16 protein-coding genes are annotated in these 15,371 nt (G+C 64.2%); 10 read left to right on the top strand and 6 right to left on the bottom strand.

What is annotated here, in order from left to right; all coding sequences use genetic code 11:
* The first annotated feature begins 30 nt into the window (after window positions 1–30).
* The 9 genes from DL238_RS13875 to DL238_RS13835 all read left to right on the top strand — a co-directional run bounded on the left by DL238_RS13875 (window position 31) and on the right by DL238_RS13835 (window position 9,053).
* Window positions 31–441, top strand: a complete 411-nt coding sequence (locus DL238_RS13875) for a hypothetical protein (protein WP_199801469.1) — start codon at window positions 31–33, stop codon at window positions 439–441.
* A gap of 52 nt (window positions 442–493) precedes the next feature.
* Entirely contained in the window at window positions 494–1,084 is a 591-nt protein-coding gene (locus DL238_RS13870) for a hypothetical protein (protein WP_115493050.1), read from the top strand.
* 29 nt (window positions 1,085–1,113) lie between these two features.
* Window positions 1,114–1,560, top strand: coding sequence for a GFA family protein (locus DL238_RS13865; RefSeq protein WP_115493049.1), 447 nt, complete (start codon window positions 1,114–1,116; stop codon window positions 1,558–1,560).
* 43 nt (window positions 1,561–1,603) lie between these two features.
* On the top strand, window positions 1,604–2,377 hold the full coding sequence (locus tag DL238_RS13860) for an alpha/beta fold hydrolase (RefSeq protein ID WP_115493048.1): 774 nt from the start codon (window positions 1,604–1,606) through the stop codon (window positions 2,375–2,377).
* Window positions 2,378–2,450: 73 nt separating this feature from the next.
* On the top strand, window positions 2,451–4,304 hold the full coding sequence (locus DL238_RS13855; protein ID WP_115493047.1) for a M2 family metallopeptidase: 1,854 nt from the start codon (window positions 2,451–2,453) through the stop codon (window positions 4,302–4,304).
* The gene (locus DL238_RS13850) at window positions 4,262–5,338 is read left to right on the top strand and encodes a YncE family protein (protein ID WP_325048449.1); all 1,077 of its coding nucleotides are present in this window, start codon (window positions 4,262–4,264) and stop codon (window positions 5,336–5,338) included. The genes DL238_RS13855 and DL238_RS13850 overlap by 43 nt, the downstream gene beginning before the upstream one ends.
* The gene (locus tag DL238_RS13845; protein WP_115493045.1) at window positions 5,335–5,778 is read left to right on the top strand and encodes an ATP-dependent zinc protease family protein; all 444 of its coding nucleotides are present in this window, start codon (window positions 5,335–5,337) and stop codon (window positions 5,776–5,778) included. Before DL238_RS13850 ends, DL238_RS13845 begins: the two co-directional genes overlap by 4 nt.
* Window positions 5,775–6,680, top strand: a complete 906-nt coding sequence (rimK, locus tag DL238_RS13840) for a 30S ribosomal protein S6--L-glutamate ligase (protein ID WP_115493044.1) — start codon at window positions 5,775–5,777, stop codon at window positions 6,678–6,680. Before DL238_RS13845 ends, rimK begins: the two co-directional genes overlap by 4 nt.
* A 168-nt stretch (window positions 6,681–6,848) precedes the next feature.
* Complete coding sequence (locus DL238_RS13835) at window positions 6,849–9,053, top strand: putative bifunctional diguanylate cyclase/phosphodiesterase (RefSeq protein WP_115493043.1); 2,205 nt, start codon at window positions 6,849–6,851, stop codon at window positions 9,051–9,053.
* Between the two features lie 449 nt (window positions 9,054–9,502).
* Here the strand turns inward: DL238_RS13835 and DL238_RS13830 are convergent, their stop codons facing one another.
* From DL238_RS13830 to rpsF, 4 genes are all read right to left on the bottom strand, one after another.
* A complete protein-coding gene (locus DL238_RS13830) occupies window positions 9,503–10,939 on the bottom strand; it encodes an AMP nucleosidase (protein WP_115493042.1) in 1,437 nt (478 codons plus the stop codon).
* Window positions 10,940–11,092: 153 nt separating this feature from the next.
* Window positions 11,093–11,782 carry a 50S ribosomal protein L9 gene (rplI, locus tag DL238_RS13825; RefSeq protein WP_115493041.1) on the bottom strand — a complete coding sequence of 230 codons (690 nt, stop codon included), beginning with the start codon at window positions 11,780–11,782 and terminating at the stop codon, window positions 11,093–11,095.
* A gap of 14 nt (window positions 11,783–11,796) precedes the next feature.
* Window positions 11,797–12,021 carry a 30S ribosomal protein S18 gene (gene rpsR, locus DL238_RS13820; protein ID WP_010240048.1) on the bottom strand — a complete coding sequence of 75 codons (225 nt, stop codon included), beginning with the start codon at window positions 12,019–12,021 and terminating at the stop codon, window positions 11,797–11,799.
* Entirely contained in the window at window positions 12,021–12,392 is a 372-nt protein-coding gene (rpsF, locus tag DL238_RS13815; RefSeq protein WP_115493040.1) for a 30S ribosomal protein S6, read from the bottom strand. The genes rpsR and rpsF overlap by 1 nt, the downstream gene beginning before the upstream one ends.
* Before the next feature lie 224 nt (window positions 12,393–12,616).
* Here rpsF and DL238_RS13810 point away from each other — a divergent pair, with 224 nt between their 5' ends.
* On the top strand, window positions 12,617–13,573 hold the full coding sequence (locus tag DL238_RS13810; RefSeq protein ID WP_115493039.1) for a DUF808 domain-containing protein: 957 nt from the start codon (window positions 12,617–12,619) through the stop codon (window positions 13,571–13,573).
* On the opposite strand, the gene DL238_RS13805 is transcribed toward DL238_RS13810, so the two are convergent.
* Window positions 13,570–13,857, bottom strand: a complete 288-nt coding sequence (locus DL238_RS13805) for a hypothetical protein (protein ID WP_115493038.1) — start codon at window positions 13,855–13,857, stop codon at window positions 13,570–13,572. The genes DL238_RS13810 and DL238_RS13805 overlap by 4 nt on opposite strands.
* On the bottom strand, window positions 13,854–15,284 hold the full coding sequence (locus tag DL238_RS13800; RefSeq protein ID WP_115493037.1) for a glutamate ligase domain-containing protein: 1,431 nt from the start codon (window positions 15,282–15,284) through the stop codon (window positions 13,854–13,856). The genes DL238_RS13805 and DL238_RS13800 overlap by 4 nt, the downstream gene beginning before the upstream one ends.
* Window positions 15,285–15,371 lie beyond the last annotated feature (87 nt).

Genomic DNA, 15,371 nt, shown 5'->3' with positions numbered 1-15,371 from the left:
CTCGGCCCCGATCCCCGCCAGCAGGAACACATGGCCGCGCAGATGGGCCAGTCGCTCGACCAGATCGAGCGGGAGACCTCGGCGGTGATCGGGCGAGCCGTCCGGCGCTGGGCACTTCGCTGGGCGATCACATTCGCGATCATCTTCGCGCTTACCCGCATGGTCGACTGGCTCGACTGGCTGTGGTGGATCGCGGTGCCCATTGCCGCGATCTCGCTGCTGGTGCCGCTGCTCTTCCGCCGCTTCCTGATGAAGCGGTTGGCAAGGGTGCGCGGCCAGATGGGCGGCTTTGGCGATGGTGTCGGTGCGACCATCGATGGCTCCTGGCGCGAGGCGTCGCGGAATACGGAGCCGGACCGGGCTGCGCAGCCGGACGGGATCATCATCGACCGGCGCATCGACGACCCGCCGCCAGCCTCCGACGACGACGAGCGCTTGTGAAGCGCGCATCGCTCTGACACTAACGGCGCAACAGGCCCGTGGGAGAGAGCAGATGAAGGCGCGTTTCGGTTTTGCGATGATCGGCATGGCAGCGCTGGCGCTCGCCGCGTGCGGCGAGACGGCGGAGGACCCCGCGACCCCGACCGCCGAAGAGATTGCCGCGCAAACGCCCAATGCGCCGAGCAACCGCCCGATTTCGCTTCTCGCAGACGGGCTGACGATCGCGCCGCCCGAGGCAGGTGGCGATGCCGTCCTGCTCGATTTCGGCGAACCGCAGGACATGGTGGTCGAAGAACTGACGATGGTCTTCGGTGGCCCGCAATTCGGCACCAACCCGGACTGTCCGGCCGGGGAAATCACCTTTGCGACCTTCGACGATTTCGTAGCTCATTTCCAGGAGGAGCGCTTCGTCGGCTGGTCGGTCAGCGGACCGAGCGAACGTGCCGAATTTTCCGGGCCGGATGGCGTGACCCTTGGCATGAGCGAAGAGACCGTGCGTGAACTCGGGACCTACGAGGCGTTCGAGGACAGCACGCTGGGCAAGGAATTCATGCTCGGCGAAGGAGAAATGTCCGTCTCCGGGCTGATCGAGGATGGCGAGGTGGCGACCTTGTGGGGCGGGACGAACTGCAACTTCCGTTAATCGAGCACGCGAGCAGAGGGACGAACGGAATGGAAGAGCGGCGGAGCGGCGGGTGCCAATGCGGACGTGTGCGCTACTCGGCCATGGTCGATCCGGGTGAAGCGTATTTGTGCCACTGCCGGATGTGCCAGAGGGCAACAGGTGGGGTTTCGATCGCATTCGTCTCGGTAAAATACGTGACTATCGCGTGGGATAGCGAACCCGACTGGTACGACAGTTCGCCCATTGCCAGGCGCCCCTTCTGCTCCCGGTGCGGGACTCCGCTCGGCTTCCGCTTTCGCGAAGGATCCGAGAATATGGATCTGACAGTCGGAAGTTTCGACGATCCGTCCGGGTTCGAGCCGAAGCATCATTTCGGCGCGGAAAGCATGTACGAAGCCTGGCTCGATACGTCTCACCTGCCGCGCATCCGTACGGACGAGCACGAGATCCTCATGCAGAAATGGAAGAGTGCGGGCAAGGAGCCGCCGTGCTGAGCGATGCGCGCGCATCCATCGGCGACCCGACACTGGATTGATCATGACCGATAGTACGACCGAATTCTTCCCATCCCTCGACGGCACCAGCCTCGCCCTGCATCGGGTCGGCGATCCCGGCGCGCGACCGCTGGTGCTGCTGCACGGCCTGTTCTCCAGCGCTCAGATGAATTGGATCAAGTGGGGCCATGCGGAGCGGATTGCGGAGCAGGGCTACGAGGTCGTCATGCTCGATTTTCGCGTGCATGGCGAAAGCGATGCGCCGCGCGCGCCGGAGGCCTATCCGCCGGGCGTGCTGGTGAAGGATGTCGCGGCGCTGGTCGATCATCTGGACCTGACCGATTACGACCTTGCCGGCTTCTCGCTCGGCGCGCGGACCTCGATCCATGCGGTCTCCTCCGGCGCGCTCGACCCGGCCCGCCTCATTCTCGGCGGGATGGGGATCGATGGGCTCGGCGAATGGCAGAAACGCGCGGCCTTCTTCATCCGGGTGATCGACGAGTTCGATGCGATCCCGAAGGGCGATCCCGCCTATTTCTCGATGCAGTTCCTCAAATCGCAGAAGGTCGACCGCGTCGCTGCGCGGCTGCTGCTGGGCAGCATGGAGGACCTCGACCTCGCGGAGCTCGCGAAGATCGCCTGCCCGACGCTGGTCGTCTGCGGCGACGAGGACCGCGACAACGGCTCCGCGCAGGACCTGGCCGCGCGGCTGCCCGACGCACGCTATGTCGAGGTGCCCGGTACGCACATGACCAGCGTCACCAAGCCCGATCTCGGCCGCGCGATGGCGGACTGGCTGGGCCCGGCGGAAGGCTGAAGCGTCCGCTTGCTATTACATCGCGCGAAGCTAGTTTCGCGTCCAATTGCAAACACTACGACAGGATGCCCCGATGAAGCTTCTCTCTGTCTCGCTCGCCGCGCTTGCCGCCGCGACGCTCGCAACGCCTGCTCTGGCCGACCATCACGTGGGCGGCGAAACCGAAGCGGCGATGGCCGAGTATCCGATGACGCCGGAGGGCGCGGCCAACTGGGTCGCGATGGTCGAGACGGACCTGTTCGGCTATTCGGTGCGGGCCAGCCAAATATACTGGGTCAATGCGACCTATATCACGCACGATACCGATGCGCTCGCGGCGCAGGTGGGTGCCGAGGGGACCGAGAAATCGGTCAACTACGCGCTCCAAGCCGCGAAATATGCCGAGGTCGACGGGCTCGACCCGGAGGTCGCGCGCAAGCTCGACATCCTGCGTAACGGCATCGTCCTGCCCGCACCGACCGCCGACGGCGCGGCGACCGAGCTGAACGAGATCGCGACCAGCCTCAACAGCCAGTACGGCAAGGGCAAGGGCACGCTGAACGGCGAAGAAATCAGCGGTTCGGATATCGAGGCCGAGATGGGCAATCTCGACCATACGCCCGAGGAATACGCGGAGATGTGGGCCAGCTGGCACACCAATGTCGGCGCGCCGATGAAGGACGACTATGCCCGCATGGTCGAGATCGCCAACGAGGGCGCGGAGGAGCTGGGCTTCGACAATGTCGGCACGATGTGGCGGTCGGGATACGACATGCCGCCCGAGGAATTCTCCGACGAGCTGGAGCGGATGTGGCAGGAGGTCGCGCCGCTCTACCAGTCGCTCCACACCTATGTGCGCACCAAGCTGAACGCGAAGTACGGGGACGCCATCCAGCCCGCTTCCGGCCCGATCCGGGCGGATCTGCTCGGCAATATGTGGGCGCAGGAATGGGGCAATATCTACCCGCTGGTCGCACCCGAAGGCGCGGGCGATCTCGGCTACGACATCGGCGAGCTGCTGCAGGCGCAGGGCCAGGACCCGATCGACATGGTGAAGATCGGCGAGGGGTTCTATTCCTCGCTCGGCTTCGAACCGCTGCCGGAGACCTTCTGGGAACGCAGCATGTTCACCAAGCCGGCCGACCGCGAAGTCGTGTGCCACGCATCGGCGTGGGACGTCGACAACAAGGACGATATCCGCATCAAGATGTGCATCAAGGTGAATGCGGACGATTTCGTCACCATCCACCACGAGCTCGGCCACAACTACTACCAGCGCGCCTATAACGCGCAGGACTACCTGCACTTGAACGGCGCGAACGATGGCTTCCACGAAGCGATCGGCGATTTTATCGCGCTGTCGATCACGCCCGAATATCTGGTCCAGATCGGCCTGCTCGACCGCGCGGACGTGCCCAGTGCGGACAAGGACATCGGCCTGCTGCTGCGCCAGGCGATGGACAAGGTCGCGTTCCTGCCCTTCGGCCTGCTGGTCGACAAGTGGCGCTGGGGCGTGTTCGACGGGTCGATCACGCAGGCCACTTACAACACCGCGTGGCACGATCTGAAGCGCGAGTACCAGGGCATCACCCCGCCGGTGGAGCGGCCCGCCGACGCCTTCGATCCGGGCGCGAAGTACCACATCCCCGGCAACACGCCCTACACCCGCTACTTCCTCGCGCGGATCCTGCAGTTCCAGTTCTACAAGGCCGCCTGCGATCAGGCGGGCTGGGAAGGGCCGCTGCATCGCTGTTCGTTCTACGGCAACGAGGAGGTGGGGCAGAAGCTCGACGCGATGCTCGAAATGGGCGCGAGCGAGCCGTGGCCCGATGCACTCGAAGCCTTCACCGGCACTCGCGAGATGAGCGGTGAGGCGATGATGGAATATTTCGCGCCGCTGAAGGAATGGCTCGACGAGCAGAACGAGGGCAAGCCGACCGGGTGGTAAGGGCGTTCATCCTTGCAAGCGCCGCAGGGGGGCTTCTCGCCGCCTGCGCTCAGCCGGTCTGCGGCAGATGCCGGTCCCAGGCCGCGACCGCCCAGGATATGCCGTCGGGAACACTGTTCGTGGCGAACAAGCGCGGCAATACGCTCTCGCAGATCGACCTCGCCACCGGGGATGAGGTGCGCCGGGTCGAAGCCTGCGCCACTCCGCACGAGCTGGCGACCTCGCCCGACGGTCAGTTCGTCGCCCTCGCCTGCTACGGCGGACGCGAGGTGGCGATCTTCGAGGCGGACGATCTGACCCGCGTCCGGGATCTGGTGCTGGGGGAGGGTGCGCGCCCGCACGGTATCGAATGGCACCCCAATGGCGACATCTACGTCACCGCCGAGGGGCGCAAATCCATCTACTGGATACAAGACCCTCTCGGCAGCGAGCCGCGGAAGCTCGAATACGCCACCGGTCAGGATGGCAGCCACATGCTCGCGGTGTCGCCCGACGCGCGCAACGCGTGGACGATGGACCTCGGCTCCGGCACGGTGACGCTGGTGGACCTCATCACCAGACGTGCGCCCCTCTCGGCGGCGATCGGCGAAGAGCCCGAAGGCATCGACCTGTCGCCCGACGGCGAGGCGCTGTGGGTCTCCGCACGCGGATCGAACAGAGCGTACGAGCTCGATCCGGCGACGCTGGACCTGCGCAATACGATCGATGTCGGCCGCTTCGCGCTGCGCCTCGCGATCCGTCCGCAGGGCGACGTCGCGGTCACGAGCAACCTCGCCGACGCGAGCCTTTCGGTAATCGACCTCGACACGTCAGAAGTCGTCCGCACGATCGCGGTGGACGAGCCTGACGCTGCGCAGGCCCGCTTCCAAGTCACCATCCTGTGGTCGCCCGACGGGGAGCGGATTTATGTCGCCGAAACGGGGACCGACACCGTGGCAGAGGTCGATTACAAGAGCGGCCGCGTCCTGCGCCGTATCGCGACCGGCGATGGCGGCGACGGGCTTGCGATCGTGAAGCGCAGGCCCGCACAGTGATTACGGTCGGATGGCGTGAATTGGTCGAACTGCCCGAACTCGGGCTGAAAGGCGTGCCCGCAAAGATCGACAGCGGCGCGCGCACGAGTTCATTGCACGGCATGGTTATCGAGGAATTTCGGCGCGACGGGGAAAAGTTCGTCCGCTTCGAGGTGTTCTTCCCCGGCACCAGGGTCATGCAGGTATGCGAGGCAGTGCATGTCGACGTGCGCGGCATCACCAGTTCGAACGGCGAAACCCAGCTGCGTTATGTCATAAAGACGCCGCTCACAATCGGGGAGGAAACCTTTCGCGCAGAGATCAGTCTAGCAGATCGTAGCGACATGAAATTCCCGATGCTGGTAGGGAGAAGTGCGCTCCGAAGACGTTTCGTTGTCGATTCGGGGAATTCCTGGCTCCAGTCCCCCGGCAGAGATCCGGTGAAAGGCCATAAACCATGAAAATCGCGCTGCTTGCCCGAAACCCCAACCTCTATTCGCACAAGCGGCTGGTCGAGGCGGCTGAGGCCCGCGGGCACCAGATCGACTGGCTCAACACGCTGCGCTGCACCGTGCATATCGCCAGCCACAAGCCCGAGGTCTATTACGATGGCGAGCCGTGCATCGGATACGACGCGGTCATCCCGCGCATCGGGGCCTCTGTGACGAACTACGGGCTCGCGATCCTGCGCCAGTTCGAAATGCGCGGCTGCTGGCCGCTGAACGAAAGCGTCGCCATCGGGCGCAGCCGCGACAAGCTGCGGTCCCTGCAGATCCTCGCCAAGCACGGCCTCGGACTGCCGCTGACTGCCTATGCCAATGATCCCAAGAAAGCGGAGGAGATCATCCGCGCGGTCAAGGGCCCGCCGGTGGTCATCAAGCTGCTGGAGGGCACGCAGGGCATCGGCGTGGTGCTGGCGGACTCGATGTCGTCGGCAAAGTCGGTGATCGAGGCGTTCCGGGGGGCGAACGTCAACATCCTGGTTCAAGAATTCATCAAGGAAGCGGGCGGCACCGATATCCGCGCGCTGGTGATCGGCGGCAAGGTGGTCGCGGCAATGAAGCGTACCGGCGCGGCGGACGATTTCCGGTCCAACCTGCACCGTGGCGGCAGTGCTCAGCTGATCAAGATAACGCCCGAAGAACGCAGCACCGCGGTGCGCGCGGCAAAGCGCATGGGGCTGAATGTCTGCGGTGTGGATATGCTCCGGTCCAACCACGGCCCGGTGATCATGGAGGTGAATTCCTCGCCTGGGCTGGAGGGTATCGAGGCGGCAACGGGCAAGGATATCGCCGGCCAGATCATCGACTTCATCAGTGCCCATGCAAAGATCGGCGCGACCAAGACGAAGGGAGCGGGCTAGGACCCTCCTCCTTCTCCAACTGCCCCGCGGGGGCGGGGTTAACGATACCCGTGTGAGCTCACGTGACCCAGCCAATATTCGCTTGGTTTCGAAAGCATTTCCTAACGGTTTACCTGCCATTCACTGATTCAAGCGCTGAAAAGCGAGGGAAATGAGGAAGGGCAGGCGATGGGCGCGCCGTCGGAAGACACTTTGCGGCTTTATTCCAAGCTTGATGACGGCGTCCAGCAGTCGCTCGATCGCGTGGTCGAGCAATGTGCCGAGCAATTCGATTGCGACGCCTCGCTCGTCACCATGCTTGAGCCGGCACGACAGGGTTACCTCGCCCGGACTGGGGCCGAGATCAGCGAACTGCCGATCGAGATGTCCTTTTGCCGCCACGCGGTCGACCAGAAAAGCCCCCTTCTGATTCACGACACTCATGTCGATGAGACGTTCGCCCGGAACGCGATCGTGACGGGGGCGCCGTTTGTCCGCTCCTATGTCGGGGTCCCGATACGCCTCAAGTGCGGGGATTATCTGGGCGCTTTGTGCCTTGTCGACTCGCGGCCCCATCGCTTCGGCGAGAGCCATATCGCCGAGCTGCTGAAACATGCTGCTACGGTCGAGGATCTGCTGCGACTGCACGCGGTCAGCGTGGAGGCAGCCGAACTCCACGCCCGCCTCGAAACCCAGAACGAGACGCTCGCCAAGGCCAACCGGCTCTGGGCCCAGGCCGCGAGCGTCGCCAAGATCGGAGCGTGGGAGATCGAGGTGGAAAGCGGCACGCTGCATTGGTCGACGGAGGTCTTTTCGATCTATGGCCTGGAATATGGCGAGGTGCCGCCGATCGAGGCGTGTATCGACCATTATCATCCCAAAGATCGCGATATGGTGTACAACGCCGTGACCCGGGCGATCGACGAAGGTGGTTCCTACGCCTTCGATGCCGACCTTGTGGCCGGCGATGGTACGATGAAGCGCGTGCGTTCGGCGGGTGAGTATATCGGCAGCGATGGCGAGCGGCCGGCCCGCCTCGTCGGGGTGATACAGGATATTTCCGATAGCTATCGCAACGAACTGGCCCTGCGCCACGCAGCAAGCCACGATTCGCTTACCGGAATGCTCAATCGCGCGGCCTTCGACCGGGCTTTGAAGCAGCGGATCGGCGAAATCGAGCCCGACTGCGAATTCAGCAGCCTGGTTCTGCTGGATCTGGACGGCTTCAAGGATCTCAACGACACCTTCGGCCACCTCACCGGCGACGCCATCCTCGTCGAGATCGCCGAGCGTCTTGGCGCGGCGGCTCCGGCGCGGTCAATCGTTGCCCGATGGGGCGGCGATGAATTTGCAGTTATCCTTCCCAATTATCAGATCGCCGGTCACGCGCGGCGTGCCGCCGAACGCATGCTCGAAGCGGTCAAGCACTGCTCCCGCATCGGCGGGCGAGGCTTCGAGATCAGTGCGACCGCAGGTATGGCCTCGATCGAGAAGGACCTCGGTCCCCAGGAAACGATCCGGCGCGCGGACACCGCACTATACCATGCGAAACACACCGAGCGCGGCAGCCTGACGGTGTATTCGGAGGCTTTCGACCGGATGGGAGCGGTGCGCCAGCAGGCCATCGACGAGGTTCGCGAGGCGATTACCGAAGGGCGCATGTTCGCGGGCTACATGCCCGTGGTTGATCTCGGTTCGGGAAAGACCGTAGGCTTCGAGGCCCTGATGCGGATAACCTCACCCGAAGGTATCGTCCAGACCGCCGGCGAGGTCGCCCCTGCGCTTCTCGATCCGATAGTCTCGCGCAAGATCGACCAGCACATGCTGGAAATGGTGGCCAAGGAAACCGCGCTGCTCGTTTCGGCTTTCCCCGATCTCAGCTTCATCAGCGTCAATGCCACCGAAGCCGATCTTCTTTCGCGGGACTTCGCCTCCCGATTCAAATCCACTTTCGCGCAACATCAGGTGGACCTGGGCCTGATCGTGCTCGAAGTCACCGAGACGATGCTGTCGGTCGAAAAGACCGATCCGATCAAGTCGGTTCTGGACGAATTGCGTCGGGCGGGCGTCAGCATCGCGCTGGATGATTTCGGAACGGGCTACTCGTCGTTGTCGCACCTGCGCGATTTTCCGATCGACAAGGTCAAGCTGGACCTTTCCTTCGTGCAGGGGATCGAGAGTGACAATCAGTCGCGCACGATCGTGCAGGCGATGATCGGGATGGCCAAGAACATGGGCATTTCGGTGATCGCCGAAGGGATCGAAACGCAGGAGCAGCGCAATATACTGAAGCTCATGCAGTGCGAATACGGGCAGGGCTACTTCTACGGGAAGGCCGCGAGCATCATGGAACTGGGCGCTTTCGCGTCCGGCGACGCCCAGGCAGTCGGGTGAGGCCTGCGCGATCACGCAGACTGCACCGAACATCGCTGCCAAGGTGGTTGTCCATCCAAGCTTTCGGGACCGGATCCAGCCGCTCGCGGCGATGGCGCCGAGCAATGAGTAGAGGCCGAAAATGAAGGTCAGCCCTACGAAAATACGTTGGCCCTCTGTCGACGAGTTCGCGATGTTCTCAGGAGCGTCCGGATGCGTTGCGGCCAGAAGGGTCATGCTGACCGAAACCGTGACAATGAAGAACACCGCCGCAATCGCCGCCAGGGCGATGGCACAGCTCGCCGGACGAGACTTCTCCGTCAGTGTGAACAGAGTGGCGAAAACGGTCGCGGAGAATCCACCAAGAAAACTCGCGAGAAAACCAAATTGCTCGGCGAGATTCGAAAGGTAGGACGGCGCCAGTTCGGTCCTTGGCGCAGTCGATCAGGATCGCGCGGCGCTGGCAACACTCACCTGAAGGGCGGTTCATTGAAAGCGCGCAGCTTGCGGCTGTGGAGGCGCGGACTTTCGCGGCGCAGATGGCGCACGGCCCCGATCCCGATCTGCAGGTGTCCCGCAATCGCCTCTTCGTAAAAGGTGTTCGCCTGTTTGGGCAGCTTGATTTCCCCATGCAGCGGCTTGTCCGATACGCACAGGAGCGTGCCGTAGGGCACGCGGAAGCGGAAGCCCTGCGCGGCGATGGTCGCGCTTTCCATGTCGATCGCGACCGCGCGGCTCAGCGAGAAGCGCTTGGCCGAGAGCGCGTAACGCAGTTCCCAGTTGCGATCGTCCGTCGTGACCACGGTGCCGGTACGAAGCCGCTGCTTGAGGTCGCTGCCGTGCCGGCCGGAAACCTCCTCCGCCGCTGCCGCCAGCGCCTGCTGCACCTCGGCAATCGCGGGCAGGGGGATCTCCGGCGGAAGCACGGGGTCGAGCACATGGTCGTCGCGCAGGTAGGCATGGGCGAGCACGTAGTCGCCGATCTTCTGGCTCGGGCGCAGACCACCGCAGTGGCCGATCATCAGCCACGCCTCGGGCCGCAGCACCGCGAGGTGATCGCAGATCGTCTTCGCATTGCTCGGCCCTACGCCGATATTGACCAGCGTGATCCCTTCGCCGTCCTTCCCGATCAGGTGGTAGGCGGGCATCTGGTGCCGCCGCCATGCCGCGTCGGAAAGCTGCTGCGAGGCGTTTTCGGTCGCCTCGGTCAGGTAGAGCCCGCCGGGGCCGGCAAGCGCGTTGCACTCGTCCTCGCCCAGCCGCGCGCCCGCCCAGTCGACGAATTCATCGACATAGCGGTGGTAGTTGGTGAACAGGACGTAGCGCTGGAAGTGCTCGGGATCGGTACCGGTGTAATGCGCCAGCCTTGCAAGGCTGAAATCGGTCCGCAACCCATCGAACAGCGACAGCGGAATGAGCTGATCCGGTTCGGTCAGCTCGATCCCGTCGGCCAGTTCGTCGCCGATATCGGCGAGGTCGGTATGCGGGAAGTGACGTGCGATGTCTTGCGGTGTGACGCCGGTCAGCTGCGCACTGGTTTCACCGTCGAGCACGTAGGGGAAGGGAATTTCCTGCTCCGACGGCTGCACGTCCAGCCGCACCGGGTAATCGCTCTCGATAAGCTCCAGTTGAGCGCGCAGGTAGGCGCGAAACAGCGCCGGGCGGGTGACCGTGGTGGCGTAGGTGCCGGCCATGCCGAGACGGCCGAAGGCGCGGCTCTGTGCATTGTGAGCTTCGCTGCCGTCGTAATGCAGCAAGAGGCGCGGATAGGTGTAGCGTCCGGCGCGCGCGCTTTCTGCCGGCAGCGTGCCGCGTTCCACGAAGGCGATGATGTCCGCGCGCAGGGCGGAAACGGCGGCGTCGTACTGCGCTTCGAGCGCGTCGAGGGCTTGGTCGATGGATAGCATTGCTCCGCGTCCTAGCCGCGTCGCGTGACAGCGCCAAGATGGCACCCGCGATGAAGGCCATTTGGCGTGCAAAAGGAAAGGCCGCTGCGCATCGGGAGATGCGAGCGGCCTTTCGTGTGGCGTCGTATGGCCGGCGGTTTCGCGCCGTAGGGCTTACTCGCTCTTGGGTTCGACCTCGTCCGAGCTCGTGTCCGGCTCGGTCGCCTCGATCAGCGACTCGGTGGTCGTCTGGTCTTCCGGAGTCGAAACGCCGTCTTCCATCAGCTCGGCAGGGATTTCGCCCGGCTCGAGATTGGGGTCGGTCTGGTTCGCCGCGGCGGCTTCCTCGATTTCCTTCTGTTCGTCTTCGAACAGCTGGGCGAGGACGTCGACGCCCTGGCTCTGAAGCTCGGCTTCGTCGTCCGAACGGGCGACGTTGGCCTTCACCGTCACGTGCACCTCGGGGTGCAGCGCGACGGTGACGTCATGCATGCCGATCGTCTTGATCGGGCTGCCCATGACGACCTGACGCTTGTCGACTTCGTGGCCCTGGGCTTCGAGGCCCGCCACGATGTCGCGCACGTTGACCGAACCGTACAGCTGGCCGGCGTTCGAGGACGCGCGGATCAGGACGATTTCGGCGCCGGCGATCTTCTCGCCAGCCTTTTCGGCGTCGCCGCGGCGTTCCGCGTTTTCCTTTTCGAGGCGTTCGCGGTTGGCTTCGAACACCTTCTTGTTGGCGGCGTTGGCGCGCAGCGCCTTCTTCTGCGGCAGCAGGAAGTTGCGGGCGTAGCCGTCCTTCACGGTAACAACGTCGCCGATCGAGCCGAGGTTGCCGATACGTTCGAGGAGGATGATATCCATGTGTCTCGCTCCTCTTACTTCACGACGTAGGGAAGAAGGCCGATGTGGCGCGCGCGCTTGATCGCCTTGGCGAGTTCACGCTGCTTCTTCGCGCTGACGGCGGTGATGCGGCTGGGCACGATCTTGCCACGCTCGGACATGAAGCCCTGCAGCAGGCGCACGTCCTTGTAGTCGATGACCGGTGCGTTCTTGCCCGAGAACGGGCAGGTCTTGCGGCGGCGGAAAAACGGGCGGGCCATTAGTCGTCTCCCCGATCCGAGCGCTCGCGGCGCTTCTTGGAATCGCGTTCGTTCTTGCGCATCATCGCCGAGGGACCTTCCTCGTGTTCGTCCACGCGGATGGTCATGTAGCGGATGACGTCTTCGTTGATGCGGGTCTGGCGCTCCAGCTCGGCAACCATGCTGCCGGGGCCTTCCACGTTCAGCAGCACGAAGTGCGCCTTGCGGTTGCGGTCGATCTTGTAGGCGAGGTTCTTGAGGCCCCAGGTCTCCGTCTTGGTGACCTTGCCTTCATTCGACTCGATGATTTCGGTGGCTTGCGCTGCCAGAGCGTCGACCTGCGACTGGCTCAAATCCTGGCGCGCAAGGAAAATGTGCTCGTAAAGAGCCATCCCTTGTCCTTTCACGTTGCTGCCGATCGCTGGCTGATCCGCGCGGATCGCGGGGCCCCTCCGGCTTTCTTGGTTTCCCCACTGCCAGCCGTCGCCGACAGCAGGGAAGCGGGGCACATAGCGGGATTGAGGGATAATGCAAGGCTTCGCTTGGCGCTCTTGCGGTGCCAAAGACGCTTCTGCCGCGTTGGCGTGGCATAGGCAGAATGTGAAAAGGAATTGCAATGCCCGGTGGCCTCGCCGCTTTGTTGGACGACGTATCGATCATCGCGCGCGCAGCGGCGGCCTCGGTCGACGATGTGGCGGCAGCTGCCGGCCGTGCGGGATCGAAGACCGCCGGCGTGGTGATCGACGATGCGGCGGTCACGCCCAGCTACGTCACCGGATTCAGCCCGGCGCGCGAACTGCCGATCATCGCCAAGATTGCGAAGGGCAGCATCAAAAACAAGCTGCTGATCCTGCTACCCGGCGCCTTGCTGCTCAGTGAGTTCCTGCCGCAGGCGATCGTCTTCATACTGATGCTGGGCGGCTGTTACCTCTCCTACGAAGGCGCGGAGAAGATCGTCGAGAAGCTGAGCGGGGCGAAGCACGGCAAGACGATCGAAGAGCCGATCGAGGACAAGGCGGCGTTCGAGAAGGAGCGCGTGTCGGGCGCGATCCGTACCGACCTGATCCTGTCCGCCGAGATCATGGCAATTGCGCTGAACGAAGTCGCGGCGGAGACCTTCGTCACCCGTGCGGTAGTGCTGGCGCTCGTCGGGCTGGCGGTGACGGTGGGCATCTATGGCGCGGTCGCGTTGATTGTGAAGCTCGACGATATCGGCCTGCACCTGATGGAGAAGCCGGGCGAGACCGCCAAGAAGGTCGGCAAACTGATGCTCAATGCCATGCCGCACATCCTGACCATTCTGTCCGTCGTCGGCACGGCCGCGATGCTGTGGGTCGGCGGCGGGATCATCCTGCACGGCACGCACGAGCTGGGCTTCCACACGCTCTACGATGCGAGCCATGGGCTGGAGCACGCAGTGGAGAGCACCACGGGCGCGCTCGGCGGCATTCTCGGCTGGGTGACCTATGCAGCGGCCTCGGCGCTTCTCGGTCTGGTGCTGGGCGCAGTGATCTTCCTCGTGCTGCACAAGGTTTTCGGCCTCGGGCATGGCGAGGAAGAGGGCGCTCACTAAGGGGCCTTGGCAGGCACTTTCGTCAGGTCGGTTCCGCATCGGCTGCAGGTCTTGTTGGGCCAGGGCAGCATCAGCGGTCCGCGGAAGAACAGGTTCTTGCGGCAGTTCGGGCAATTGAAGCCGAGAATGCCGATATTGGCCATGAACAGGCCGAAGATGACGACCGCGAAGGCGATGCTCGAATGGCCGATCCACGCATCGACCGCGATGATGAAGACGACGCCGAGCGCGACGCCGAGCAGCATCTTGAGCGCATGGCGGCGGGCGCGCTGGTAGACGCTCAACCCAGCCGCTCCAGCACGTCGCGCGCGAAGGCGCTCAGCGTGTCGTCGCGCGCGCCCATGATAGCGATACGGTCGCCGGGCTGGGCATTCGCCACTATCCAGTCGCCGCAGCCGTCGCGTGTGTTGATGTGGATGGCTTTGCCGCCGTGTTTCGCGATCAGGTCGACGATCCGCTCGCTGCCTTCGGAGCGGTCGACCGTGCCGCCGAAATAGACCGGGTCGCACAGCATGGTGATATCTTCCGGGCCGAGTTCGCGGGCGAAGGTTTCGGCGAGTTCGGCGCCCATCTGTTTGAGAGGGCCGTAGCCATGCGGCTGGAAGAAGGCGAGCACGCGCCCTTCGTGTGCTTTCAGCGTGCGCAGCGTTGCTGCGGCTTTCTCCGGGTTGTGACCGAAATCGTCGATCACGGTCACGCCATTTGCGCTTGTGCCGACGATATCGAACCGCCTTGCCAGCCCATTGAACTCGGCCAGCGCCGCGACCGCATCGGCCACCGAAACGCCAGCCGCGTTCGCCCCCGCAATCGCCGCAAGTGCGTTTGAGAGGTTGTGGTGCCCCGGCAGGTTAAGCGTCAGCGCGTGCTGGCTGTCGTCGCGCTTGTCGTGCACCATCGCCGCCTGCCGCGTCGGGCCCTCTGCCAGCGATCCCTCGACGATGCCGAGCGCGGCGCACCCATTGGTCACGCCGAAGGTCAGTGGCGAATTGGCGTGCGCGACCAGCCGGAAAGCCTCTTCGTCGTCGGCGTTCACCACGCCGCGCTGCGACGCCTCCAGAAAGTCGCCGAACAGCTGGCGCAGCTCGTCCATGCTCTTGTGGTCGAGGCTGACGTTGAGGAGAATGCCGACGGCGGGCTTGTATTGCGCGATCGAACCATCGCTTTCGTCGACCTCGGACACGTAAAGGTCGGCGTCACCGACCACTGCGCTGGCGAAGGGGCGGTCGTCGCTGACGAAGTTCTTCATCACCGCGCCGTTCATGATCGTCGGATTGCGGCCTGCGTGGTGCAAAATCCAGCCGAGCATCCCGGTCACGGTCGACTTGCCGCTGGTGCCCGCGACGGCGACGCCCGTTTCGGCGGCGTTGAACAGCGCCGCGTTGAGGTCCGCACGGGTCAGGCGGGGAAGCTCCAGCTCTTTGGCTCGCACCACTTCCGGCACGGTGTCTTCCACTGCCGCGCTGGCCACCAGCACCTGCTCGGGCCGCGTGATCCCACTGCCGTCCTGCGGGAAGAGCTTGAACCCCTGCGCTTCCAACGCGGCGAATTTTTCCGGCGTGCGGCCCTGGTCGAAGCTGCGGTCCGATCCCGCGACCTCCGCCCCGCGACCCTTCAGGATCGCGGCGAGCGGCTGCATTCCCGATCCGCCGATCCCGCAGAAGAACCAGGGGCGGGCAGTGAGGTCGGCGGTCGGGTCGGGGAAGTCGGTCATGGGCTGAGCACTATTGGCATAAGATCAACTCGTCACCCCCGCGCAGGCGGGGGTCCCGCTTTTTGCGGCCAGGCTCGGTAGAAGTGA

The organism is Alteriqipengyuania lutimaris (genome assembly GCF_003363135.1).
GTDB lineage: Bacteria > Pseudomonadota > Alphaproteobacteria > Sphingomonadales > Sphingomonadaceae > Alteriqipengyuania > Alteriqipengyuania lutimaris.
This window is presented reverse-complemented; position numbering and strand designations above follow the sequence as displayed.